This is a genomic window from Priestia sp. D3YE.R1 (genome assembly GCF_049199565.1).
Classification (GTDB): Bacteria; Bacillota; Bacilli; order Bacillales; family Bacillaceae_H; genus Priestia; species Priestia aryabhattai.
In genome coordinates, this window is the sequence record NZ_JBLTHW010000004.1 from 20,610 (window position 1) to 44,226 (window position 23,617).

At 38.3% G+C, this 23,617-nt stretch carries 25 protein-coding genes; 14 read left to right on the top strand and 11 right to left on the bottom strand.

From position 1 onward, the window contains the following. Positions 1-222: 222 nt before the first annotated feature. Positions 223-1,458 carry a PucR family transcriptional regulator gene (locus tag ACOZIR_RS21785; protein ID WP_025752458.1) on the bottom strand — a complete coding sequence of 412 codons (1,236 nt, stop codon included), beginning with the start codon at positions 1,456-1,458 and terminating at the stop codon, positions 223-225. A 396-nt stretch (positions 1,459-1,854) separates the two neighbouring features. Between ACOZIR_RS21785 and gndA the strand changes: the two genes are divergently transcribed. After that, the gene (gene gndA / locus ACOZIR_RS21790) at positions 1,855-3,267 is read left to right on the top strand and encodes an NADP-dependent phosphogluconate dehydrogenase (RefSeq protein ID WP_013059861.1); all 1,413 of its coding nucleotides are present in this window, start codon (positions 1,855-1,857) and stop codon (positions 3,265-3,267) included. Positions 3,268-3,310: 43 nt separating this feature from the next. Here the strand turns inward: gndA and zwf are convergent, their stop codons facing one another. Further along, positions 3,311-4,813, bottom strand: coding sequence for a glucose-6-phosphate dehydrogenase (gene zwf, locus ACOZIR_RS21795; RefSeq protein WP_013085508.1), 1,503 nt, complete (start codon positions 4,811-4,813; stop codon positions 3,311-3,313). Between the two features lie 305 nt (positions 4,814-5,118). Further along, positions 5,119-5,565, bottom strand: coding sequence for a staygreen family protein (locus ACOZIR_RS21800; RefSeq protein ID WP_013085507.1), 447 nt, complete (start codon positions 5,563-5,565; stop codon positions 5,119-5,121). Between the two features lie 177 nt (positions 5,566-5,742). Here ACOZIR_RS21800 and ACOZIR_RS21805 point away from each other — a divergent pair, with 177 nt between their 5' ends. The 3 genes from ACOZIR_RS21805 to ACOZIR_RS21815 all read left to right on the top strand — a co-directional run bounded on the left by ACOZIR_RS21805 (position 5,743) and on the right by ACOZIR_RS21815 (position 7,225). Next, positions 5,743-6,417, top strand: a complete 675-nt coding sequence (locus tag ACOZIR_RS21805) for a uracil-DNA glycosylase (RefSeq protein ID WP_013085506.1) — start codon at positions 5,743-5,745, stop codon at positions 6,415-6,417. Between the two features lie 115 nt (positions 6,418-6,532). Then, positions 6,533-6,838 carry a YwdI family protein gene (locus ACOZIR_RS21810; RefSeq protein WP_237758522.1) on the top strand — a complete coding sequence of 102 codons (306 nt, stop codon included), beginning with the start codon at positions 6,533-6,535 and terminating at the stop codon, positions 6,836-6,838. Positions 6,839-6,853: 15 nt separating this feature from the next. After that, complete coding sequence (locus ACOZIR_RS21815; RefSeq protein WP_013059856.1) at positions 6,854-7,225, top strand: DUF423 domain-containing protein; 372 nt, start codon at positions 6,854-6,856, stop codon at positions 7,223-7,225. A 24-nt stretch (positions 7,226-7,249) separates the two neighbouring features. Here the strand turns inward: ACOZIR_RS21815 and gerQ are convergent, their stop codons facing one another. The 3 genes from gerQ to hemQ all read right to left on the bottom strand — a co-directional run bounded on the left by gerQ (position 7,250) and on the right by hemQ (position 9,104). Next, positions 7,250-7,732, bottom strand: a complete 483-nt coding sequence (gene gerQ / locus ACOZIR_RS21820) for a spore coat protein GerQ (RefSeq protein WP_045293879.1) — start codon at positions 7,730-7,732, stop codon at positions 7,250-7,252. 26 nt (positions 7,733-7,758) lie between these two features. After that, the gene (locus tag ACOZIR_RS21825) at positions 7,759-8,181 is read right to left on the bottom strand and encodes a cell wall hydrolase (protein WP_016765947.1); all 423 of its coding nucleotides are present in this window, start codon (positions 8,179-8,181) and stop codon (positions 7,759-7,761) included. 179 nt (positions 8,182-8,360) lie between these two features. Next, on the bottom strand, positions 8,361-9,104 hold the full coding sequence (hemQ, locus tag ACOZIR_RS21830; protein ID WP_045293877.1) for a hydrogen peroxide-dependent heme synthase: 744 nt from the start codon (positions 9,102-9,104) through the stop codon (positions 8,361-8,363). A 276-nt stretch (positions 9,105-9,380) separates the two neighbouring features. Between hemQ and pta the strand changes: the two genes are divergently transcribed. Next, positions 9,381-10,352 (top strand): phosphate acetyltransferase, encoded by a 972-nt coding sequence (pta, locus tag ACOZIR_RS21835; RefSeq protein ID WP_045293876.1) that lies wholly within the window; start codon positions 9,381-9,383, stop codon positions 10,350-10,352. Positions 10,353-10,384: 32 nt separating this feature from the next. Here pta and ACOZIR_RS21840 read toward each other — a convergent pair whose 3' ends face one another. Then, positions 10,385-11,236 (bottom strand): lipoate--protein ligase family protein, encoded by an 852-nt coding sequence (locus ACOZIR_RS21840; RefSeq protein ID WP_045293875.1) that lies wholly within the window; start codon positions 11,234-11,236, stop codon positions 10,385-10,387. Between the two features lie 128 nt (positions 11,237-11,364). Next, positions 11,365-12,039, bottom strand: a complete 675-nt coding sequence (locus ACOZIR_RS21845) for an RsfA family transcriptional regulator (RefSeq protein ID WP_013085499.1) — start codon at positions 12,037-12,039, stop codon at positions 11,365-11,367. A 201-nt stretch (positions 12,040-12,240) separates the two neighbouring features. On the opposite strand from ACOZIR_RS21845, the gene ACOZIR_RS21850 reads away from it, so the two are divergent. From ACOZIR_RS21850 to ACOZIR_RS21860, 3 genes are all read left to right on the top strand, one after another. Beyond that, positions 12,241-12,465, top strand: a complete 225-nt coding sequence (locus tag ACOZIR_RS21850) for a DUF1450 domain-containing protein (protein WP_013059850.1) — start codon at positions 12,241-12,243, stop codon at positions 12,463-12,465. Positions 12,466-12,658: 193 nt separating this feature from the next. Then, on the top strand, positions 12,659-13,966 hold the full coding sequence (locus ACOZIR_RS21855) for an HD domain-containing protein (RefSeq protein WP_013059849.1): 1,308 nt from the start codon (positions 12,659-12,661) through the stop codon (positions 13,964-13,966). Positions 13,967-13,989: 23 nt separating this feature from the next. Next, positions 13,990-14,499 carry a YwgA family protein gene (locus tag ACOZIR_RS21860; RefSeq protein WP_013085498.1) on the top strand — a complete coding sequence of 170 codons (510 nt, stop codon included), beginning with the start codon at positions 13,990-13,992 and terminating at the stop codon, positions 14,497-14,499. 46 nt (positions 14,500-14,545) lie between these two features. Here the strand turns inward: ACOZIR_RS21860 and ACOZIR_RS21865 are convergent, their stop codons facing one another. Continuing rightward, positions 14,546-14,731 carry a 2-hydroxymuconate tautomerase gene (locus tag ACOZIR_RS21865; RefSeq protein ID WP_045293874.1) on the bottom strand — a complete coding sequence of 62 codons (186 nt, stop codon included), beginning with the start codon at positions 14,729-14,731 and terminating at the stop codon, positions 14,546-14,548. Positions 14,732-15,005: 274 nt separating this feature from the next. Between ACOZIR_RS21865 and ACOZIR_RS21870 the strand changes: the two genes are divergently transcribed. Both ACOZIR_RS21870 and ACOZIR_RS21875 read left to right on the top strand, forming a co-directional pair. After that, positions 15,006-15,650, top strand: a complete 645-nt coding sequence (locus tag ACOZIR_RS21870; protein WP_045293873.1) for a site-2 protease family protein — start codon at positions 15,006-15,008, stop codon at positions 15,648-15,650. Positions 15,651-15,669: 19 nt separating this feature from the next. Further along, positions 15,670-16,182, top strand: coding sequence for a YwhD family protein (locus tag ACOZIR_RS21875; RefSeq protein WP_013085495.1), 513 nt, complete (start codon positions 15,670-15,672; stop codon positions 16,180-16,182). A gap of 38 nt (positions 16,183-16,220) precedes the next feature. Here ACOZIR_RS21875 and ACOZIR_RS21880 read toward each other — a convergent pair whose 3' ends face one another. Beyond that, a complete protein-coding gene (locus ACOZIR_RS21880) occupies positions 16,221-18,287 on the bottom strand; it encodes a transglycosylase domain-containing protein (protein ID WP_421535820.1) in 2,067 nt (688 codons plus the stop codon). A 266-nt stretch (positions 18,288-18,553) separates the two neighbouring features. Here ACOZIR_RS21880 and speE point away from each other — a divergent pair, with 266 nt between their 5' ends. The 4 genes from speE (at position 18,554) to argS (ending at position 22,632) form a co-directional block, all read left to right on the top strand. Continuing rightward, the gene (gene speE, locus ACOZIR_RS21885; RefSeq protein WP_045293809.1) at positions 18,554-19,381 is read left to right on the top strand and encodes a spermidine synthase; all 828 of its coding nucleotides are present in this window, start codon (positions 18,554-18,556) and stop codon (positions 19,379-19,381) included. A 75-nt stretch (positions 19,382-19,456) separates the two neighbouring features. Then, complete coding sequence (gene speB / locus ACOZIR_RS21890) at positions 19,457-20,335, top strand: agmatinase (protein ID WP_045293808.1); 879 nt, start codon at positions 19,457-19,459, stop codon at positions 20,333-20,335. Between the two features lie 189 nt (positions 20,336-20,524). Further along, a complete protein-coding gene (locus ACOZIR_RS21895; protein WP_224357625.1) occupies positions 20,525-20,965 on the top strand; it encodes a DUF1934 domain-containing protein in 441 nt (146 codons plus the stop codon). Continuing rightward, complete coding sequence (gene argS, locus ACOZIR_RS21900) at positions 20,962-22,632, top strand: arginine--tRNA ligase (RefSeq protein WP_045293806.1); 1,671 nt, start codon at positions 20,962-20,964, stop codon at positions 22,630-22,632. Before ACOZIR_RS21895 ends, argS begins: the two co-directional genes overlap by 4 nt. A gap of 31 nt (positions 22,633-22,663) precedes the next feature. Here argS and uvsE read toward each other — a convergent pair whose 3' ends face one another. Next, the gene (gene uvsE, locus ACOZIR_RS21905; RefSeq protein WP_045293805.1) at positions 22,664-23,617 is read right to left on the bottom strand and encodes a UV DNA damage repair endonuclease UvsE; all 954 of its coding nucleotides are present in this window, start codon (positions 23,615-23,617) and stop codon (positions 22,664-22,666) included.

The following is a 23,617-nucleotide window of genomic DNA, read 5'->3' on the forward strand; positions in this document are numbered from 1 at the left end:
CCTTTAGTATAAAGAAAGTTTTGTGGAATTTCTTTGTCTAGAAAGAAGAATTGAAGAAGTGGTTTTTGTTTAAACACACAAATGTAAACGCTTACTTATCGGAATTTTTGGTTTTTATGTAAGGTCACCTAACATCATAAGGAAATAAAAGGTAAAAAAAGAGCTATTCATTTATTTTCTAATAAATGAATAGCTCAATGTTAAAAGAAGTTACATTATCTGTTATTTTTTATATTTCATTAACTTAATATCAATATAAAGAGTCATTTTTTGATTAACGTCCTTTAAGTTGATATCACCAATCTCGGAAATTCGCTTTAACCGATAGCTAAGTGTATTCATATGCACATTTAATTCTTTGGCTGCTTCGTTAATGTTATTATCATTATTTAAAAATACTTCGAGAGTCTCCACCAAGTTGCTATTATGACGAAGATCGTAATCAGTTAGCTTCTTTAAAGAATGGTTTTCAAATTGATCTTGCACGCGCTTGTCTAAAATAACATCTAGAAATTGATAAATACCTAATTCTTGATAGTTAATAATCTCTTTCGTTTCTTCTGGAAACTTACTTTTCATATCTAATACGTTCAAGGCTTCTTTATAGCTTTTTTCGATATGATCGTGCGATGAATAAATACTGCTGCAGCTGGCTTTAATTTGAGTAACATCAAAGCGTTCATACATGTTACCTCTAAAATAGTCTACAAAATCTCGCTGTTCATCAAGAGGATTTTCAACCGCATCCAAAGAAAGCAGTAAGATTAAATCATTGCAATCAATCGTATAAAGAACGATTTTCAAGCGATGCATTGTTTTTAACATATACGAGATTTGGCGTTCAGCTTCAGGCGTAATATCTTCTTGGAAGCGGAAGATAGCAATGGAAAACGTTGATGGAGCCGTAATTTGAGCTTCATAAAACGCTTCTGAAATTTCTTGGCGAGACTTAATATGACCAGTTAATAATTTCCAGAAAAATTCCTGTGAGCGCTCTTCTCGTTTATATTTTCGAATTTGAAGCTGCAGCAATTTGTTTTTTAATACATTCGCAGCTTTTTTTAATAGTTCTACTTCTTCATCGCCTAAGGCTTTCTCAATTTCAACAGCCCAGATGAATCCTAGAACTTCTTCATTTTTCCAGATGGAAATAGCTATACGATCTCCAAGCCCAATTTCATTTATATTTTTCACTCGCACAGGTTCATTTGTCTCAAGCAGTTTAGGAATAATGCCTTCTTTCCATAAGTTGTTGATGACTTTTTCCGGAACTCTTCTTCCAATAATCGTGGCAATACGCGCCTGGTCCGTTCTTTCGTCATGGGTGCTATAAGCTAATAAGCGATGATTAGCATCTTCAATCGTAATAGGACAATTCAATACCTCGCTAATGCGATCAGCGAATTCTTCAAGCGTATCAAAATTTTCTTTGAACGGATCTTTGATTGGTTTCGTCATATATAAAATCCCTCTTCATAAAACAAAATAAGTACTAGTGCGGCCTTTTTAGCTGCAGTAAATATAGTAAAACGGTAACAACCGTGTTGATCATCAATTCGTTGAAATGATTAACTGCTTAATATTTTAACAAAAGTAATTGTTTAAGAAAATGTTAAAATGCGTCTAAAAGTAGTTAAGAATGTACGGATGATTAGTAACTGCGTTCATTTCACTTATTTTATCGAAATTTTCTTCAAAATAATCAATGTTCGGTGAGCATGATTCTTTTCAAGTGTGTATAATAAAACGTATGATTATGGTTATATCAAACTTGAATCTGTAACTTTCTTTATGATATGTTCAGTTACGATTAGGTTGACCAATTCATATTACACATGAAGGGAAGAATTTAACATGGCAAAACAACAAATCGGTGTTATCGGTTTAGCGGTTATGGGGAAAAACTTGGCGCTAAACATTGAGAGCAGAGGCTATTCTGTTTCAGTTTATAACCGCTCTCCTGAAAAGACAGAAGAGTTCCTAAAAACAGAAGCAGAAGGTAAAAATTTTGCAGGTACATACAGTGTGGAAGAGTTTATTAATTCTCTTGAAAAACCGCGTAAAATTTTATTAATGGTTAAAGCTGGTGCTGCTACAGATGCAACAATTGATTCGTTAAAACCATACTTAGAAAAAGGCGACATTTTAATCGATGGCGGAAATACATTCTTCCAGGATACAATTCGTCGTAACAAAGAGCTAGAAGAATTAGGTATCCATTTCATCGGTACAGGCGTATCCGGCGGAGAAGAAGGCGCATTAAAAGGACCTTCAATCATGCCTGGCGGACAAAAAGAAGCATATGAACTTGTAAAACCAATCTTAACAGCTATTTCAGCGAAAGTTGAAGGCGATGATTGCTGCACGTACATTGGACCAAATGGTGCAGGTCACTACGTGAAAATGGTTCATAACGGCATCGAGTATGGCGATATGCAGTTAATTTGTGAAGCATACTTCATTATGAAAAACGTATTAGGCTTAGAAACAGATGAATTACATGAAGTATTTGCTGAATGGAATAAAGGCGAGCTAGATAGCTACTTAATTGAGATCACAGCTGATATCTTTACGAAAAAAGATGAAGAAACAGGAAAAGCACTTGTAGACGTTATTTTAGATACTGCAGGTCAAAAAGGTACAGGTAAATGGACAAGCCAAAGTGCGCTTGATTTAGGTGTACCACTACCAATCATTACGGAATCTGTATTTGCACGCTTTATTTCAGCTATGAAAGAAGAACGTGTAAAAGCAAGCAAAGTATTGAGCGGTCCTAATGCAGCTGCATTTGAAGGCGATAAAACCGAATTAGTAGAAGCAATTCGTAAAGCATTGTACATGAGTAAAATTTGTTCATATGCGCAAGGGTTTGCTCAAATGAAAGCAGCTTCTGAAGAATATGACTGGAATTTACAGTACGGTGATATTGCAATGATCTTCCGTGGTGGTTGTATCATCCGTGCACAATTCTTACAAAAAATTAAAGAAGCTTACGATCGCGATGCAGATCTAACAAACTTATTGTTAGACCCATACTTCAAGGATATTGTAGAAGGCTATCAATCGGCTCTTCGTGAAGTTATTTCAATTGCGGTTAAACAAGGTATTCCTGTACCAAGTTTCTCAAGTGCATTAGCTTACTATGACAGCTACCGTACAGAAACGCTACCAGCGAACCTTTTACAAGCGCAACGTGACTACTTCGGAGCTCACACATATCAACGTGTTGATAAAGAGGGCGTATTCCATACTGAGTGGTTAAAATAAAAAATAAGAAAAGCAGCTGTATACTACAGCTGCTTTTTTTTATTTACTCTTTAGGTGAGAAGTTGTCTTCTCCGACTGGCCACCAGTGGAAACCGTCTTCAGCGAGCAATGCGTCTGATTCTTTTGGTCCCATTGAACCTGATTCGTAGTTCGGGAAGTTTTGTGCTTTTGTACTTTCCCATGCTTCTGAAATAGTATCAACAAATTTCCAAGAAAGGGCTACTTCATCCCAGTGAGTAAAGTTCGTTGCATCTCCAAGCATGCAATCATAAATAAGGCGTTCATAAGCTTCCGGTGTATTCATTTTATCTCCACAGTTATTGCAATAGTTCAAGTTAATCGGTGTGGATGATGTGGCACCTGGCGTTTTACGCGCGTTTAAGTGAAGCGTAATGCCTTCTTCCGGTTGGATATGAATGACAAGCAAGTTTGGATGAATTTCTTTATCTTTATTGAAGTACAGGTTCATTGGTAAGTCTTTGAACTGTACAACAATTGTCGTTGCTTTTTCTTTCATGCGTTTACCTGTACGGATATAAATCGGTACGCCAGCCCATCTGAAGTTATCAATCATAAGCTTACCAGATACAAACGTTGCGGTATTAGACTCAGGATCAACCGAGTTTCCTTCGCGATAGCCGATAACTTCTTCTCCTTCAAGTACACCTTTGCCGTATTGGCCTCGTACAAAATAATCATCTACTTCATCCACTGATAAAGAGCGAAGAGCACGCAGTACTTTTACTTTTTCACTGCGAATTTCTTCCGGTGTTAATTTAATCGGCGGTTCCATTGCAAGCAGGGCCACCATTTGAAGCATATGGTTTTGTACCATATCTCGAAGGGCGCCTGAAGATTCATAGTAACGGCCACGATCTTCTACACCAAGCGTCTCGCTAGACGTAATTTGGATGTTTGAAATGTATTGATTGTTCCACATCGGTTCAAATAGAGCATTTGCAAAACGGATAACTTCGATATTTTGCACCATTTCTTTACCGAGGTAGTGGTCGATACGATAAATTTGATCTTCCTTAAATGCATGGCGAATTTGTTCATTTAATTCTTTAGCAGAAGGATAATCATGGCCAAACGGCTTTTCAATGACTAGGCGACTCCAACCTTCTGTTTGTGTTAAACCTTCATTTTTTAAATTCGAAGCAATTGTTCCGAAAAATTCAGGTGCCATTGCTAGATAGAAAATACGATTTCCAGGCACGTTGTATTGCTCATCAAGGCTTTCTGTTAGGCTTTTTAATTCTTGATAAGAAGCGACATCTGTTACGTCAAACGGTTGGTAATAAAAATGTGAAGCAAACTTTTCAATGTCAGCGTCACTGTTTTTGAAACTGCTCACTGATTTTTTTACATTTTCGCGTAATTCGTCATTAGTCCAAGGTCTTCTTGCGACACCAACAACAGCGAAATCTTCCGATAGTTTGTTCGCTTTATATAAGCGGAAAATAGAGGGGAATAACTTACGTTTTGCTAAATCACCTGTAGCGCCAAAAATTACGATAATGGATTTTGGTTGTACATTTGTCATTACTTCTAGGACCTCACTTTGTCGTAGTTACGTTCAATTTTTTTCCGCTTTAACAGACAACACTTAAATGAAATCTGGGGATTCATTGCCCGTTAAACCCGGCCTTTATAAACAAACGAATGATTGCTTGTTTACCTTTTCCTTTATGTATAGAACTACTAATAAATTGTAACGATTTTAAAGGGTTAACGCAAATAGATTAAAACAATTTGTAGTTATTATTCCATGTTTTTAACAAGTTTAAAAGTATTTTGTTTCGAATACGGAGAAAAAGCTACTGTTATTTTAACAGTAGCTTTTCTCATTTATTTATATTGATACAGGGAACCGATAGATTTTTTTGTTGAAAATGGCAGCTCAGGGCTATCGGCAATGATAAAAATAGGACAGTGCATTAAAAGTGGATGTTTTTCGAAAAAAGAAGCATCAGCGTGATAGATAGACGATAGAATGACAGGGAGCTGTTCTAAAAAGTGAAGGTAGCGTGTAATGGTTTCATCTGTTGATGTATGCGCACCGATGTAATAATACACAGTAAGGGAATAAAAACCTTTATCGAAGACGAAGGATGCTAAATATTCGTTCCGCTCTTTTTGCATATGATCGTAGGCAAATTCAATGCCGATTTGAATGGAAGGAACAGAAGTGTGTTGACCTGGGAAAACGGTGTATTTTCTTGGTATCATCGGTTCAACGGGTGTAACACCCAGGCTGTAGGTTACGTCTATTTGGTGGGGATTGCTGATGATCATATGGAATCCCTCCTTTAATATAAAAATACACTCTTTATAAGTGTATACAAAGTTTCATTGAACATGACAATATTAAAATATGCCCAGGCTCTCAGCATATTTAAAGCAGGCAACGTTTGAGCAGGGGGCAGAGTTTACGATAAAATAACAAAAAAGATTATTATGAGGTGATAAGCAATGAGTATTTTAAAAAATGACTGGGCTCCTTTATTAGAAGAAGAATTTCAAAAAGACTATTACATACAGCTTCGAGAATTCTTAGTGGATGAATATAATCACCACACCATTTACCCTGATAAATATGATATTTTTAACGCTTTACACTATACGGATTATAAAAATGTAAAAGTTGTCATATTGGGACAAGATCCTTATCATGGACCAAATCAAGCGCATGGACTGAGCTTCTCTGTTCAGCCAGGAGTAAAAACACCGCCTTCTTTAGTGAATATTTACAAAGAGCTGAAAAATGAAATGGATTATCACATTCCGAATAACGGTTATTTAGTCAAATGGGCAGAACAAGGCGTTCTTTTGCTTAACACTGTTTTAACAGTTAGAAAAGGAGAAGCGAATTCTCACAAAGGAAAAGGATGGGAACAGCTGACCGACCGCATTATTGAATTAGTGGCACAAAAAGAGGAGCCAGTCGTGTTTTTGCTGTGGGGCAAACATGCACAAGCTAAAAAAGAGCTCATTCATCATTCCCATCATTTAATTTTGGAAAGCCCGCATCCTAGCCCATTTTCAGCTAATCGAGGCTTTTTTGGCAATAATCATTTTCAACGAGCAAATGAGTTTTTGCTCCAACACGGACGTCAATCCATCGATTGGCAAATTGATGATGTGTAAAAGTGAGCATTTCATGAAGATTAGCTTCAGACATAGCCTCCTATTTCATCTTTTGATAAAATAGCTGTATAAAGTCATATTGAATGTAAGATGAGGTGTCTACATGGATATAAAAATGGCGCAGCTCCTTGATAAAATTGGTGCAGAAGTACAAAAAGCAAAGCACCATTCGAATAGTGCGAACGTTCGAGATCAATTGGTTGCCATAAAAGCACTGTGTGAGCTTGCATTAGATCAAAATGAAGAGGTTCCAGTATCGAAACCTGTCTCGGTTTCAAAACCTGTTGTCATGTCTTCACCGGAAATTATGCAATCGCCTGAGATTATGCAGCAACAGATTATTCAGTCATCCAAACCTAATTTTGAGGGAACGAAATTGAAATCAGATGATGCAAACGGCGATAGTTTGTTTGATTTCTAAAGTGAGGAGAAAAAAATGAAACTATTTTTAATAATCGGTGCAATCAATGCGATGTTAGCGGTTGCTCTTGGTGCTTTTGGAGCACACGGGTTAGAAGGGAAAATCTCAGAGAAGTATTTAGAGGTATGGAAAACAGGAGTGCAGTACCAGATGTTCCATGCAATGGGGCTGTTTGTCATTGCGTTTCTATTAAGCAAATTTCCTCAGTCTTCTTTGTTAACAGCTTCGGGCTGGATTATGTTCGCAGGGATTGTGCTGTTTTCAGGCAGTCTTTATGTATTAAGTACGTCCGGCATTAAAGTTCTCGGTGCAATTACTCCCCTAGGTGGAGTAGCGTTTATTGTGGCTTGGATTTTAATTGTTGTTGCAGCTGTAAAATGGCTATAAAAAAACCCCTGAAAAGGGGTTTTTTTAACGCGGAGAATAATTGCTCAACTGCTGGCCTCCTCCACCGCTAAACGGATAATTATATTTGATTGGACCCTCAAAAGTAATGTAATCGAGATAAACCATAAGCAGTAAATAACGGGTGCCAGTTTGCGGATCACTTAAAATGATATGATCGCGTCCGGCTGCTTCAATTTCTCCTCTAAAGACCTTCGCGTTCCACTGCGTATTATTTTCAAACGTCATATATACAGTCGCTATTTTTCCTCGATTTAAACGTAAAATATTTTCAATATATGATTCTTCAATGGGCAGTTGATTTGGGTCTTGCGGGGCACCACTGCCTCCAGAAGAGGTAGGGGGCGGACCTCCTTGGCTTTGCCCTTGAACCTGCTGGCCTCCTGGTTGGGGCTGCTGCGGCTGAGGCATATAATAAGGGTAGTTTGGACTCATATACGGATTTTGCATATATTGCTGTTGCGGTTGATTAGACTTTGGTTTTTTCATAGGAACCTCCTTCAAACAAAAAGAAATTAGTAAACTCCTGGACAATCAGCTTGAGTTGGTGCAAAGAAACAGTGAGATTTAAATCGTCCTGTGTTATTTTGGTTATACCATTGAGCAGGACAGTCGCCGCTGGGCTTGAAAAACCACAGTGAGTTTTCCGCGGGGTTAAAACGTTCCCCTCTTAATACACGTCGTGCAAGTGTAATTTCAGACTGGCGGGCACGCTGGTAAAAGTAGCCTTTTTGAGTTGCTTCAAATCCGCCTGGGTTTTGAAACACCATCTGACGAATGGTTCTTATATTTCTAAAATCCAAACAGGGAGCTTTAGCGCGGTTCACGCCTACATTTCCTACCAGTAACATCCCTTGTTTTCCTTCACTTTCAGCTTCAGCTCGAATGAGTCTGGCTAGGAGCTTAACATCTTCTTCGTTGTGTGCAACGACTGCCATTATCCCACCTCGCTTACTTGTGACACTGTTGTATATATATGGTCCTGCAAGTGCGAATATGCCATGGCTAGAAAATAAAAAACCTGTTTCCACTTGGAAACAGGTTTTTTACAGGTGAAGCTCATTGATGTTCATTGCTCTAGGCGTTACAAAAGAGATGAACGCTTTTGCGGCTTAGTTTACACGTGTAAAAAGCGTGCAATAGCTTCTTCTTTTAATAAATTTCCCACAAAGAAGCTGCCAAATTCCCCGTAGCGAGCACTTACTTCGTCAAAACGCATTTCGTATACTAATTTTTTAAATTGAAGTACGTCATCTGCAAAAAGAGTAACGCCCCACTCGTAATCATCAAAACCAACAGAACCCGTGATGATTTGCTTTACTTTTCCAGCGTATTGACGTCCAATCATTCCATGACTGCGCATTAAGCTGCGTCGTTCTTCCATAGGAAGCATGTACCAATTGTCATTTCCTTGACGACGTTTATCCATTGGATAAAAGCAAACATGACCAGCTTTTGGTAAAGTTGGATATAGTCTAGCTTGGATTTGAGGATTTTCATAAGGATCCTCACCGGCAGGTAAGTAGTTGCTTAATTCAACTACTGATACATATGAATAAGTAGGAATGGTAAACTCAGCAAGCTTTGTTTTATTAAATTCTGTTTCAATTTCATTTAGTTCTTCCATAGTAGGACGAACAAGCATTAGCATAAAATCTGCTTTTTGACCGACAATGGTATATAAAGCATGACTGCCTTGCTGCTCAGCTTCAGTTCCTTTCCATTTCTCAATCAATCCTAAAAATTCATGGATAGCCGCTTGACGATCATCGCTTGATAACTGCTTCCAAGCGCCCCAATCGATTGAACGGAAATCATGAAGTGCATACCAACCGTCTAATGTTTGTGCTGCTTCTGCCATTTCGTTTCACTCCTATTGTCCGATTATGATAAATTCCAATTCTACTATATCATAGTTTGTCCGAAGATCTGGAATGAAAAACCTGTGATTTTGTGACTAAACTTTAAACAATTGTCACAAAGTAAAAACAGGTTTTATTTTAGGTGTTAGTGGAAAATTAAGAATTAAAAGACTTTTTCGTAATCATGGATTCTTGAAGGACATGCCTTTGATTTTTAAAAAAAGTGGAGTATCCTATTATGAGAAAAGTTTTTTACATATCGAGGAGGATTTACTTTGAGTGATTTATTTACAGGTTTAAAACAAAAAGTATCAGCTAGCGATGTATCAATCGTATTCCCAGAGGGATTAGATGAGCGCGTATTAGGTGCTGTTTCTCGTTTAGCTGCCGACAATATCTTAAAGCCTATCGTTGTTGGAAATAAAGAAGCTGTAGCATCAAAAGCAGCAGAACTAAATGTAAAATTAGACGGTGTTGAGGTTTTGGATCCTCAAAGCTACTCTGAATTTGATGAAATGGTTGCAGCATTTGTTGAGCGTCGTAAAGGCAAGGCAACAGAAGAAGATGCTCGCAAAATTTTATTAGATGAAAATTATTTTGGCACAATGCTTGTTCACATGAACAAAGCTGACGGTCTTGTAAGCGGAGCTGCGCATTCTACAGCAGACACAGTGCGACCTGCTCTACAAATTATCAAAACAAGACAAGGTGTTAAGAAAACATCTGGCGTATTTATCATGGTTCGCGGCGACCAAAAATACGTATTTGCTGACTGTGCAATCAATATTTCACCTGACAGCCAAGATTTAGCTGAAATTGCTATCGAAAGTGCTCGTACAGCTGAAATGTTCGATATCGATCCTCGTGTTGCTATGCTAAGCTTCTCAACAAAAGGATCAGCAAAATCTCCGGAAACAGAAAAGGTAGCAAACGCAGTAGAAATTGCAAAAGAATTAGCACCAAGCGTAACATTAGACGGCGAATTCCAATTCGATGCAGCATTTGTTCCTTCTGTAGCTGAAAAGAAAGCACCAGGTTCAGTGATCAAAGGAGATGCAAATGTATTTGTATTCCCAAGCCTTGAAGCAGGTAACATTGGTTACAAAATTGCACAGCGCTTAGGAAACTTCGAAGCAGTAGGTCCAATCTTACAAGGTCTAAACAAACCGGTAAACGATCTATCTCGCGGTTGTAACGAAGAAGATGTGTACAAGCTTGCTTTAATCACAGCAGCTCAAGCACTTTAATAAAAAAAACTCCGTCCTAGGGCGGAGTTTTTTTATTCGGCTAATGAACCCAATGCTTTTTCGTTGCGGTCATACATGCGCTGCAGCTGCGTCTCAAACAGCTCTTGTTCGGTAGCATTTAAAGGCATATTTACAAGAGAAGAGCTCATGCTATTTAGTGTTTGCAATAAAAGCAGCATGACATCAGAAACGGTTAAATCAATCTGTAATAGCTCAGATAGAGAAGCCATTGTATGAGGCTGGATATCTGGGTATGAAAATTTAGTTTCTGTGTTTTGGAGACCTTTTTTGTAAAACTCTCGAATGAGAGAAGCGCGTTTAGAGCCGCTTCCGTTAACGCATAAGTAAATTTGTACAGCCACTCCGCCGCGAACGCGTCGCTGTGAAATGCCTGCAAACTTTTGATTGCGAATGCTTAAATCAAAGCTGCCAGGGCAATAGGAGCCTACGATTTCCTTCGCTTCAATTGCGGTACCGTAAGATGCAAACATGGCCTTAATCAAATCAAACATGGCTTCATAGCCACGATCAATATCAATTCCTTTTTCGGCATCTGGAAAAATTAAAGAAATGTTTAGAACATCCTGATCAAGTACGACAGCGAGGCCGCCTGAATTGCGGACGATTGTTTTATACCCTTGTTCATTTAAATAAGCTGCACCTTCAGCTAGGTGAGGGAGCTTTGTATCTTGAATGCCTAATACAATCGTATCGTGATGAACCCATGAGCGCATGACAGCTGGAGATTCACCTCTTCCAACGGTTGTACAAAGCGTGTCATCGATGGCAAAAGAATGACGGGCATCAAAATGAGGACCTAGACTGGATTGATCAATAATACGCCAAGCGGGCTGTGCTAAAAGTTTTAAACTATTCTGCTGCATATCTCAAACCCCTTTATAAACAGTAAACGAACATATTATAGCATAAAGGCGTCATATCATTGTCTGTAAAATAGAAAAAGAAGAAAGAAGAGCCAAGTTTGGCATCTCTCTTTCTTCGTTCGTATAGCTTATTCAGCCATTTTCTCAAGATTTCCGTTACGATCCATTTTAAACGTAGTAGAAGAACGTTCTTCTTCATCAAATAGAGCTAACTTCCGCGCACGGTTCATGATTTGCATTAATGTTTCATAGTCTTCTTGAATAGTAGTAGCATTAGCTTCGAGATGTTTAATTTGTTTTTCCAACTCTGTGTTTTTCTTAGCTAACTCTGCATTTTCTTGCATCAAGCGTTTGTTTTCACTTTGCAATGCCTGTAAATTGCTCGCTTGATTTGGCATTGTTTGCAAAAAGCGAATAACGTCAGCCATTGAAAGCTCTTCACTGCTGCTTTTTTCTACTTGTGTTTCAGATAAGCTATATGTTGCTGTAGGTGCAGACATCATTTGTTCCACATGCTCTACAGATGCTGGTGGCGTATATAATAATTTCTTTTTGCCTTGCTCTTGTCCAAGTGCACGCATGCGCTGTTTTCGCTGTTTTTTAGCCAGCTGCAGTGCTTTTTCATACTGATGGCGTACCACAGCATTCCATCTGAATCCACATGCTGCTGACGTTCGATTTAATTCATCTCCAACTTCTTCAAACGCATTCAGCTGCGTACTTCCTTCGCGGACATGGCGCAATACTGTTTCAGCTAATAATAAGTCGTTTTCTTCTGTCCAAGCATCTTGTCTATCTTTCACTTTGTTCACTCCTCTATTTTCCATGACTCATAGTAATCATGTTTTGTAGTATCATCATGTACAAAAAATCCATACTTTATACCATTTCTTCTAGGAGTATGATAGATTTTGCTTCTTTCTTTAACTTGCATCGGACTTCAAATAGGGGTAAAATACCCCTTAGACAAAATGATGAACCAATTTTGAAAGGATTGTGTCAACATGGCAAATGAATTTAGAATTTGTGATGATTGTCAGGCAACAAACGTCAAAACGTTGTTACCTCGACTTAAAAAAATAGATGAACAAGCTGAAGTACAAATCGGTTGCCAGTCTTACTGTGGGCCCGGACGTAAAAAGTCATTTGCATTTGTAAACAACCGTCCTGTAGCAGCGCCAACAGAGGATGAACTAATCGAGAAGATTGAGAAAAAAGTAAAAAAATAGATAGTGAAACAATAAATAGCTGCTTTTCTGCTACTTATTTGTCGAACGAGCTTCTTACAAACAGAATCGCCTTGTTTGTTAGGTAAATCACCTTGGTTGCTTGACAAGGTGATTTTTTATTCTGAATAGGAAAATAGGAAGTGAGTGTCGAAAAATTATAGCAACAACAAAGTGAAGATAGAGAGGTATGTAAATGACATATCCTAATGAAAAACTCAGTGAAGAAAAAGTATTTAAAGATCCTGTTCACCGCTATATCCATGTAAGAGATCGTGTTATTTGGGAGCTAATTGGGACAGCCGAATTTCAAAGGCTCCGTCGTATTAGACAGCTAGGAACGACATACTTAACGTTTCATGGGGCTGAGCACAGCCGTTTTAGTCATTCCTTAGGTGTTTATGAAATTGTGCGCCGTATTATTGATGACGGCTTTCAAGGACGCCCTGAATGGAATGAAGATGAGCGTCTTCTTTGTCTTTGTGCTGCTTTACTGCACGATTTAGGTCACGGTCCGTTTTCACATTCGTTTGAGAAGGTTTTCCACTTAGATCATGAAGAATTTACACAAGCCATTATCGTAGGTGACACGGAGGTAAATCAAGTGTTAACGAAAGTAGGAAAGGATTTTCCTAAAAAAGTGGCCGAAGTAATCGCGAAAACATATGAAAATAAGCTTGTCGTTAGTTTAATTTCCAGTCAAATTGATGCAGATCGCATGGATTATTTGCAGCGTGATGCGTATTACACAGGAGTAAGCTACGGTCACTTTGATATGGAACGAATTCTTCGTGTTATGCGTCCTCGGGAAGATCAAGCCGTGATTAAACACAGCGGTATGCATGCGGTTGAAGATTATATTATGAGCCGCTATCAAATGTACTGGCAAGTGTATTTTCATCCTGTTACGAGAAGTGCTGAAGTTATTTTGACAAAAATTTTACATCGTGCGAAAGAGCTCCATCATCATTACTATGAATTCAAGCAGGAGCCCACTCATTTTTATTCGATTTTTGAAGAAGAAATATCGCTAAAAGAGTATTTGAAATTAGATGAATCTGTTATTTTATTTTATTTTCAAGCATGGGAAGAAGAAGAGGATGAAATTTTATCTGATCTATGCCGAAGATTTATGAATCGTCAGCTTTTTAAATACATTGAGTTTAATCCAAATTCACAAATGAAAATGTGGATGGAGCTTACAACACTTTTTAAAAAAGCGGGCATTAACCCAGATTATTATTTAGTCGTCGATTCTTCAAGCGACTTACCATACGATTTTTATCGACCGGGTGAAGAAGAAGAACGTTTGCCGATTCATCTGTTGATGCCAAATAATGAAGTGCGTGAATTATCACGTCAGTCGGAGATTGTTGAAGCAATTTCAGGGAAAAAGAGAACCGATCATAAATTATATTTTCCACAAGATCTCATTGATCAATTGTCGTCTAAGCGAAAAGTTAAAGATCAGATTATAAACTTACTAAAAGGAGATCAGAGTTAAATAGTATAGGAGTTGAAGGGGCTGTGTTAAACGATCACGCAAAGATTGTGAAAGTATTTTCCGCGGCGGGAGAAGTTGTTGGCAGAAAAAAGTTACAAAAGATGATATTTATCGGAAAAAAACTGAAGTTTCCTTTTTATGAAAAGTATAATTTTCACTTTTTTGGGCCTTATTCTGAGGAATTAACGCTTCGAATTGAAGAGCTGTGTAACTTAGGCTTTTTAAGTGAAATTAAAGAGAAAAAAGGCGGGTATATGCAGTATCGCTACGTATTAACAGAAGCGGGAGAAGGATTTTTAAGTCATTATGACTTGGAGCTTCCTCACTTGCAGGAATGTATGAAGGATATGAACGAACAAAGCTCTAAATTTTTGGAGCTCGTCTCTACGATTTTATATTTTGATAATTTACCTAAAGAAGAAGTAAAAGAAAAAGTGTTTACGTTAAAGCGTAAGCAAAATTATACAGAAGAAGACATTGCAGAAGCATACGAATATATTGAAAAACTTCAGGCAACTCTGTCTGTGCATTAAAAAGGTGCCATAGGTCAACTCCTATGGCATCTTTTTTATGTAGGCGTTATTGATCACTCATGCGCTTGCCTGCTACAGCATAATGGCTTTTAGACATTTCTTCGATGATAATGGATACTTTTTCAGGTGATGCACCTGTTGTTTCTACAACAGCATCCGTTACTTTTTCAACAAGAGCTCTTTTTTGATCATCTGTACGCCCCTCAAGCATCTTAACAGTTACAACTGGCATAATGTGTACACTCCTTTTTGGTCAGTATATGATTAGTGTACCCGTTTTCTGAATAAAATGACAGTATGAGGTAGTGATGCAGGTCATAATCTGTAGTATACTTTTATCATAACATCGATGCAGAAAACTAGGTGTGGCCAAAGGGAGCCCATGTTTGGTTTTTGAGACCTTTGAGGCCATATTAAAGAAGCCTTGTATCCTTTTTAGCGTAAGCAAACGTTTTATTTAGTAGATATGATGTGTAGAAATTATTTTAAAATAAAGGAGATAAAGAGTGGAACATTTTTTAGCTTTTTCATTGCAAGATCTTCCTTACGTGGTGATGACCCTTATTGTTGCATTCACACTGCATGAGTTTGCACATGCATATGTAGCTTATTTATTTGGAGACCACACGGCTAAAAAGCAAGGAAGGCTAACGCTTTCTCCGCTGGCTCATTTAGATCCATTTGGAACGCTTTTGTTAATTATTGCAGGTTTTGGGTGGGCAAAGCCGGTTCCTGTTAATCGCTATTTCTTTAAAAAGCCTCGTTTAGCTGGTATTCTAGTATCGATAGCGGGACCGTTTAGCAACTTGGTATTGGCATTTATCGGCTTGCTTATTTACTATTCGATGAATAATGCCGCAGTGGACAACGATGCGCTTTATCGTTTTGTTACATTATTTATTCAAATAAACCTAACACTAGGTGTATTTAACTTGTTGCCTTTTCCGCCTTTAGACGGCTACCGCGTGATTGAGGATCTCGTTCCGCCGTCTACGCGAGCTAAAATGACGCAGTATGAGTCTTGGGGTATTTTTGTATTTTTGATTCTTGTGATTACACCTCTGGATCGAATTGTGATCTGGCCGCTTCTAAACGGAGCAGCAACGTTTGTTATGAATATCTTTCAGCAGATATTAGCACCACTGATTTAATGAATAGAGGAGGCTTACTATGACTCAGCCAAAAAAGAAAAGTATAGGATTTAATATCATAAAAGACGATTCAACCGACGGCCACGGTGGCTACGGAGTTGGAGCGTTAAGTTTAGAAAACATTTCACCCGTTTTTGTTTGTCCCAGCGACGAAGAAGTATTTGTGGATATCGGTGCGATGCATGCAAGAAGTGTAGTGGAAAAAGGAATTAAGTTCTTACCGAATAAAGACGAGGTGCCAAACGGCAAGTTATATTGGCTCGTATGGGTAACGATTGATCGCAAGCAAGAAGGACCTTACTACGCAGGTATGACAGCATGTGAAATGACCGTTGATCGTGAAATTCGCCGCGGCTATAAGTCACTTCCTGAACATGTGAACAAAATGGATAAATCTTTAAAACGACGCATTATGGTAGAAGAGATGGATAACAAGTCTAAGGCTTTGCTTCGCGAGTTTTTGAAGTCTCATAATGAAGAAATCTGGACGTTATCTAATGATGACTTAAAAGAAGCGCTTCAAACATCGTAATGCTAAAAAAAGCTTAAGGCCTTGGCCTTAAGCTTTTTTTAATCAAACCATTTTGGTAGCCAATGAAACTTTTTATTCTCTGCTTCATGCTGTTTCTTCTTCGTTTTTGCTGCATGATCGATGTGGTCAGTACAATATGTTTTCGGCTGTGTACCAGTTAAATAATAAGCTTTATATTGAACAGGGCATGATTTGGATGCTAACTTTCCATTTTGAGGATTAATGTTTACGCTCATTAATCCATTTGGTGCTTTAAACTTTTCTTTTTTCTTTCCTTTTAAAGCATCTTCCATAAATAGCGCCCACATTTTTTTTGCGTATCCTTTTTCAGCTACATCATCCATTGTCCTTCCTTGATCATACCCAACCCAAACGCCTGAAACGAGCTGAGGAGAGTAGCCAATCATCCAGCTGTCCGTAGAGGTTGTGCCGGATTTTCCCGCGTAAGGACGAGATACATATTTAGAAATAGGCTTTCCTGTGACGGTTGTATAGCCATTTAGCTTTTGATTAAACATGCCTGTCATTAAATGGGTAGTAAGAAAAGCATAGCGTTTATCAATGACTTGTTTCCGTTCAGAAGGAGCTTGATAAACAACTTCTCCATCATGGGTTTCAATTCGTTTAATAAATGTTGGACGAATTTCTTTTCCGCCATTAGCAAAGATGCCGTACGCATTAACCATATCAATGACTTTGACAGGTGAAGTTCCAAGAGCTAAAGATGGAACTTTCTTTAAAGGTGATGATATACCAAGTGTTTTAGCGGTTTCGATCAAGCGGTTTTCCCCAATGAACAAATGCGTTTTTACCGCATAAATGTTGTCTGAAAGTGCGATGGCTTGAGCCATTGTAATAGGAGCATCTGCATAATAATTGTGATAGTTACTAGGTGTGTATGTCGAAACACCATCTTCTAATTTGAACGTCGTTTCTTCACTTTTCATTGGAGTGGATTCAGTAAAACCATCTTTTAATGCCGCATAGTATAAAAATGGCTTCATCGTTGAGCCAGGCTGTCTTATTGCTTGAGTAGCGCGATTAAATGGGCTCTTTTCATAATCTCTTCCACCAATAAGAGCTTTCACTTGTCCATTTTTAGGATTCATGGCAACAAATGCACTTTGTACGTCTGAAGAGCTGCTGATAACATCTTTCATTTTTTCTTCTGCCGTTCGCTGCATCTTTTCATCCAGCGTTGTATAAACGCGAAGTCCATTTGTATAAATCATGGTTTCATCAATGCCTAAATCTTGCTTTAATTCTGCTAGCGCTGCATCCATAAAGTAAGAAGCATCTTCTTTATTAGGATCTTTTTCGGCAGGCTTTGCAAATGCTAGAGGGGTTACAAGCGCTTTTGTTGCCTGCTTAGCTGTAATAATTCCATCCTCTTTCATGAGAGATAAAATGATATTTTGTCGTTTTTTTGCATTTTCTTGATGAATAAGAGGAGAGTAGTAGCTAGGGCCTTTTGGGATACCTGCTAACATACTCGCTTCACTCAACGTCAAATTTTTGGCATGCTTATCAAAATACAGCCTAGCTGCCGCTTCAATTCCATAAGCTCCATGGCCATAGTAAATCGTATTTATGTAGCCTTCTAAAATTTGGTCTTTGCTATAATTCATTTCTAACCGAATCGTATACAGAGCTTCTTGAAGCTTTCGAGTCCACGTTTTATCGTGCTCTAGAAACAAGTTTCGTGCATACTGCTGGGTAATGGTACTCGCACCCTGTACTTTTCCCATAGCTTTTATGTCAGCTACAATTGCTCCGGCGATTCGATGCATATCAAAGCCGTGATGCTCATAAAAGCGCTTATCTTCAACGGCTAAAGTTGCATCTTTTACGTAAGGTGAAATTTGATTAAGTGAGACCCAGTAGCGCTTTTGTCCATTGTGAACTTCATCAAGAACTTTACCGTTTGCTGAGTAGAAAACAGCTGTTTGAGAAACGTTTAGCGGAGGAGGGCCAGCGATTTTGGCGTAGAGAAAGATGCTTATATAGGCAAACAACAATAAAGCCCCCGCTAATATACCAAGGACGAGAAGAATTCGGAAGACGCGTCTTGCCTTTTTTAAATGTTCGGTTAATACCGTTTCCATTTCCATTCACCACCAATATGTGTCACTATGCACCGTACATGTTGCTTATAACGCAACAAAATTCTATTAAAAGAGCGGTGCAAGTAGATTCTAAAGCTTGTATCTATCATCAGTATGAAATAGAAAAGGTGGTTTTAAACCTCCATTGTTAAAAATTTTACTTGCTTTTTTGCTGAATTCATCTATACTTTTTTCATGTTTGTATAAATTATGTTAGGGTAATCTATGCATAGGTTAATTCTCAAAATAGAAGGGAAGAGTTTGAAATGGAATTATGGTTCACAGAAAAGCAAACAAAGAACTTTGGTATTACAGCTAAAATTAATCGCACTTTACATACAGAGCAAACGGAGTTTCAAAAATTAGATATGGTTGAAACAGAAGAGTTTGGTAACATGCTCCTACTTGACGGTATGGTTATGACAACAGAAAAAGATGAGTTCGTTTATCATGAAATGGTTGCGCATGTACCGTTATTTACGCATCCAAATCCAGAAAACGTACTAGTTGTAGGTGGAGGAGACGGAGGCGTAATCCGTGAAATCTTAAAACACCCAAGCGTAAAAAAAGCAACGTTAGTTGACATCGATGGAAAAGTTATTGAGTACTCAAAAAAATTCTTACCTTCAATTGCGGGCAAACTAGAAGATCCTCGTGTTGATGTACAAGTAGATGACGGATTTATGCACATCGCTAAAAGCGAGAACGAATACGATGTCATTTTAGTGGATTCAACAGAGCCAGTAGGTCCAGCTGTAAATTTATTTACAAAAGGGTTCTATGCAGGTATCTCAAAAGCACTTAAAGAAGATGGTATCTTTGTTGCTCAATCGGACAACCCTTGGTTCACGCCAGAGCTTATCTCAAATGTTCAGCGTGACGTAAAAGAAATCTTCCCGATTACACGTCTATACGTAGCGAATATTCCAACATACCCAAGCGGTTTATGGACATTTACAATGGGCTCAAAAAAACATGATCCATTAGAAGTAAGCGAAGATCGTTTCTTCGATATTGATACAAAGTATTACACAAAAGAATTGCACAAAGCGGCATTTGCTTTACCTAAATTTGTGCAAGATCTTATTAAATAAGCTATCACATACAAGTTAGATGCCAGAGGTTTAAGGCTGGCATCTTTTCTATGAGTAATGAAGGAGGAACAAAATATGCGTTTTGATGAAGCTTATTCAGGTAATGTATTTATCGGCAGTCACCCTGTTTTTGAAGAAAGTGAAGCGGTTCTTTACGGAATGCCAATGGACTGGACAGTGAGCTATCGTCCAGGTTCACGATTTGGCCCAACTCGTATTCGTGAAGTATCAATTGGATTAGAAGAATACAGCCCGTATTTAGATCGGGAGCTAGAAGAAGTAAAATATTTTGATGCAGGAGATATTCCACTTCCATTTGGGAATCCTCAGCGCAGCTTAAATATGATTGAAGAGTATATCGACCAGCTTTTAGCAGCGGACAAGTTCCCATTAGGCATGGGCGGAGAGCATTTGGTTTCTTGGCCTGTTATGAAAGCTATGTATAAAAAATATCCTGATTTAGCCATTATCCATATGGATGCTCACACAGACCTTCGTGAAGAGTATGAAGGAGAACCACTTTCTCATTCCACTCCAATTCGTAAAGTTGCTGAACTAATCGGACCGGAGAATGTTTATTCATTTGGTATTCGTTCAGGAATGAAAGAAGAATTTCAATGGGCAAAAGAAAACGGCATGCATATTTCAAAGTTTGAAGTTTTAGAGCCGTTAAAAGAGATTTTACCAAGTCTTGCAGGTCGCCCTGTTTATGTAACAATTGATATCGACGTATTAGATCCAGCGCACGCTCCTGGTACAGGAACAGTAGATGCAGGCGGTATCACATCAAAAGAGCTTTTAGCTTCTATTCACGCAATTGCTAAATCAGATCTTCGCATTGTCGGAGGGGATTTAGTAGAAGTAGCTCCAATTTACGATCCGTCTGAACAAACAGCTAATACAGCAAGCAAGCTTATTCGCGAAATGATCTTAGGCTGGGTTCAAAAGAAATAAATAAAGTAAAAAGGCGGCCGCCTACGGCCGCCTTTTTTGTTTGAAATATGTGAGTACGTCAAACACAGTGAAAAGAGGAATTCTCGGCTTATCTATCATATTTCCTTTGAAGTATTATTGAATTCTTTCTTTAGAATGTTTATACTATTTAAGTTATAACGTATTCATTTTAATAAGGAAGTGTCTTTTGTGAGTAACGCTTCAGAAGTCAAGAAACCCATTGAAGTTAAAATTGTGACGGATATCCGCGATGGTCATCGAAAAGAGACAACATCGGTAAATGCAAAAGGTATGTATTATGAAAAAGGATCGAAAGTTTATCTTACATACACAGAGCGCCAAGAGGAAATCGGAGATATTAGAACAATGGTGAAAATTAGTGAAGATGAAGTATCAATTAACCGAACCGGTGCTGTTCAAATGAAGCAATCGTTTCGTAAAAAGGTACAGATCGAAGGAACTTATATAAGCCCTTATGGACGTATGGATTTACTAACATTCGCTCATAACATTGAATATAAACAAATGACTCAAAAGGGTCGATTATTTTTAACGTATGATCTAGAAGTACAGGGTCAGCCTACCGGGAAATATGCGTTAACCATTACATTCAAGGAGGAGAAAAAATGAACATCGTCGAACAAGTGCAGCAAAAATTAAAAGCTGAAATTCAAGATGCTGTGGTCAAAGCAGGACTAGCTGAAAAAGCAGAACTTCCAGAAGTTCTATTAGAAACCCCAAAAGATAAAACACACGGTGATTATTCTACCAATATGGCTATGCAGCTAGCTCGTATTGCCAAAAAAGCTCCGCGTGCTATCGCTGAAGAGCTTGTAGCAAACTTCGATAAATCAAAAGCATCTATCGAAAAAATTGACATTGCAGGCCCTGGATTCATCAACTTTTATATGAATAACTCTTATTTAACAGAGCTTATCCCAACGATTGTAAAAGCTGGTGAAGCGTACGGTCAAACAAACGTAGGGAACGGACAAAAAGTACAGGTTGAGTTTGTTTCAGCTAATCCGACAGGGGATTTACATTTAGGACATGCCCGCGGTGCAGCAGTTGGAGACTCACTGTGTAATGTTCTTGAAAAAGCAGGTTATGATGTGTCACGTGAATACTATATCAATGATGCCGGTAACCAAATTAATAACCTGGCTTATTCAGTAGAAGCACGCTACATGCAGGCTCTTGGTTTAGAGAAAGAAATGCCTGCAGACGGCTATCATGGTGCTGATATTATAAACATCGGAAAAGAGCTAGCAAAAGAGCACGGAGACAAGTATGTAAACGCCTCTGAAGAAGAGCGTTTTGAATTCTTCCGTCAATACGGATTAGATTATGAGTTAGCTAAATTAAAGCGTGATCTTGAACAGTTCCGTGTGAAATTTGACGTATGGTATTCTGAAACGTCTCTTTATAAAAATGATAAAATTTCAGTTGCACTTGAAACGTTGAAAAAACAAGGCCACGTATATGAAGAAGAAGGTGCTACGTGGTTCCGTTCTACGACATTTGGTGATGATAAAGACCGTGTGTTAATTAAAAATGACGGTTCATTTACTTACTTAACGCCAGATATTGCGTATCACCAAGACAAAATTCAACGCGGATTTGACAAGCTAATCAACATTTGGGGAGCCGATCACCATGGATATATTCCTCGTATGAAAGCGGCGATTCAAGCGCTTGGTTATGAAAAAGATACGCTTGAAGTAGAAATTATTCAAATGGTTCAACTGTATCAAAATGGCGAAAAAATGAAAATGAGCAAACGTACAGGTAAAGCAGTAACAATGCGTGATCTAGTAGAAGAGGTAGGCCTTGATGCAACTCGCTACTTCTTTGCGATGAGAAGTGCGGATACACATTTAGACTTTGATTTGGATTTAGCTGTTTCTCAATCTAATGAAAATCCTGTATACTACGCGCAATATGCTCATGCTCGTATTTGCAGTATTCTTCGTCAAGGTGAAGAGATGGGGATTCAATCAACATCTGGCGCTGACCTTTCATTAATTAGTGCAGAAAAAGAAATGGAACTGCTGAAGAAAATCGGAGAGTTTCCTCAGGCCGTAGCGGAAGCAGCAACAAAACGTATTCCGCACCGCATTACGAACTATGTATTTGATCTTGCTTCTACGTTCCATAGCTTCTATAATGCAGAAAAAGTATTAGACAGCGATAATGTAGAAACAAGTAAAGCGCGTATTGAACTAGTGAAAGCTGTTCAAGTAACGCTTCAAAACTCCTTAAAATTAATTGGTGTTTCAGCACCTGAAAAAATGTAAAAAAAAAAGGGCCTCTTGGCTCTTTTTTTATTTAAAAAATAAGCGTGGCGCCTCCCGTACGTTTTACTCCTCTCATTGATGCTAAATCTTCCACTAATTTTAGCAGCGCTTTATCTTTTAACTTTGCTTCAATCATTACGTCAAAATCTTGTCCGATATCTTTAGCTATTTGCAAAAAAGGTGCGATGAAATCAGTCGAGACATAATCAGAGTGACTTCTAAATTCTTTTTCAGATTTAGGAGAAGAGATATGTACTTTTGGTTTTAACCCGATATGCTTCCACGTGTCAAAGATACGAGGGAGCAATAGGTCAAGGGATTCTTCTCCTTCATTTGCTTTGTGGTGGTGATAATCAAAGAGGAGAGGGACTTTCTCTTTTTCGCATACGGCTAATGTTTCTTCAGTTGTGTATGTTTTATCATCGTTTTCAAGAGTCATGCGCTTTTTAATGACAGGCGGCAGCGTTTGAATGTTTTCATGAAATCGACCGATCGCTTTTTCTTTATTGCCATAAGCTCCCCCTACATGAATATTAATAAGAGCTTGATCGGCTACTCCCATCGCTTCAAGCATTCTATAGTGATAATCCATATCTTTTACCGCATTTTCTGTAATGTGTTTTTTGTCACTTGTAAATAATGTGAACTGATTGGGGTGAAAACTCACGCGCAGCTGATGATTCCGAATCAATTCTCCTATCTCTGACCAGTCTTCTTGGAACGCATCAATGTAATTCCAATCTACTTCAGGATGAGTAGCTAAAGGGACAAGAGAAGATGATAATCGATACAGCATAATTTCGTGGGCAATATTAAAATGCAAAGCGCGCTTAGTGTGATTCAAATTTTGTTTTGTGACGTGATGAAGCTTATCCAGCCTCTCATCTTTTTTCATTTTCCCCCATCTAGTAAACGTGAGGGTTTTAGCAGGTGAGCAGTCCCAAAGCGACAGGGCATGTGATACATAGCCAAATCTAATTTTCAT

Coding starts and splice junctions, on each gene's coding strand:
- ACOZIR_RS21785 (WP_025752458.1), bottom strand. CDS start 1,458: ATGACGAAACCAATCAAAGATCCGTTCAAAGAAAATTTTGATACGCTT.
- gndA (WP_013059861.1), top strand. CDS start 1,855: ATGGCAAAACAACAAATCGGTGTTATCGGTTTAGCGGTTATGGGGAAA.
- zwf (WP_013085508.1), bottom strand. CDS start 4,813: ATGACAAATGTACAACCAAAATCCATTATCGTAATTTTTGGCGCTACA.
- ACOZIR_RS21800 (WP_013085507.1), bottom strand. CDS start 5,565: ATGATCATCAGCAATCCCCACCAAATAGACGTAACCTACAGCCTGGGT.
- ACOZIR_RS21805 (WP_013085506.1), top strand. CDS start 5,743: ATGAGTATTTTAAAAAATGACTGGGCTCCTTTATTAGAAGAAGAATTT.
- ACOZIR_RS21810 (WP_237758522.1), top strand. CDS start 6,533: ATGGCGCAGCTCCTTGATAAAATTGGTGCAGAAGTACAAAAAGCAAAG.
- ACOZIR_RS21815 (WP_013059856.1), top strand. CDS start 6,854: ATGAAACTATTTTTAATAATCGGTGCAATCAATGCGATGTTAGCGGTT.
- gerQ (WP_045293879.1), bottom strand. CDS start 7,732: ATGAAAAAACCAAAGTCTAATCAACCGCAACAGCAATATATGCAAAAT.
- ACOZIR_RS21825 (WP_016765947.1), bottom strand. CDS start 8,181: ATGGCAGTCGTTGCACACAACGAAGAAGATGTTAAGCTCCTAGCCAGA.
- hemQ (WP_045293877.1), bottom strand. CDS start 9,104: ATGGCAGAAGCAGCACAAACATTAGACGGTTGGTATGCACTTCATGAT.
- ACOZIR_RS21840 (WP_045293875.1), bottom strand. CDS start 11,236: ATGCAGCAGAATAGTTTAAAACTTTTAGCACAGCCCGCTTGGCGTATT.
- ACOZIR_RS21850 (WP_013059850.1), top strand. CDS start 12,241: ATGGCAAATGAATTTAGAATTTGTGATGATTGTCAGGCAACAAACGTC.
- ACOZIR_RS21855 (WP_013059849.1), top strand. CDS start 12,659: ATGACATATCCTAATGAAAAACTCAGTGAAGAAAAAGTATTTAAAGAT.
- ACOZIR_RS21865 (WP_045293874.1), bottom strand. CDS start 14,731: ATGCCAGTTGTAACTGTTAAGATGCTTGAGGGGCGTACAGATGATCAA.
- ACOZIR_RS21875 (WP_013085495.1), top strand. CDS start 15,670: ATGACTCAGCCAAAAAAGAAAAGTATAGGATTTAATATCATAAAAGAC.
- ACOZIR_RS21880 (WP_421535820.1), bottom strand. CDS start 18,287: ATGGAAACGGTATTAACCGAACATTTAAAAAAGGCAAGACGCGTCTTC.
- speE (WP_045293809.1), top strand. CDS start 18,554: ATGGAATTATGGTTCACAGAAAAGCAAACAAAGAACTTTGGTATTACA.
- speB (WP_045293808.1), top strand. CDS start 19,457: ATGCGTTTTGATGAAGCTTATTCAGGTAATGTATTTATCGGCAGTCAC.
- argS (WP_045293806.1), top strand. CDS start 20,962: ATGAACATCGTCGAACAAGTGCAGCAAAAATTAAAAGCTGAAATTCAA.
- uvsE (WP_045293805.1), bottom strand. CDS start 23,617: ATGAAAATTAGATTTGGCTATGTATCACATGCCCTGTCGCTTTGGGAC.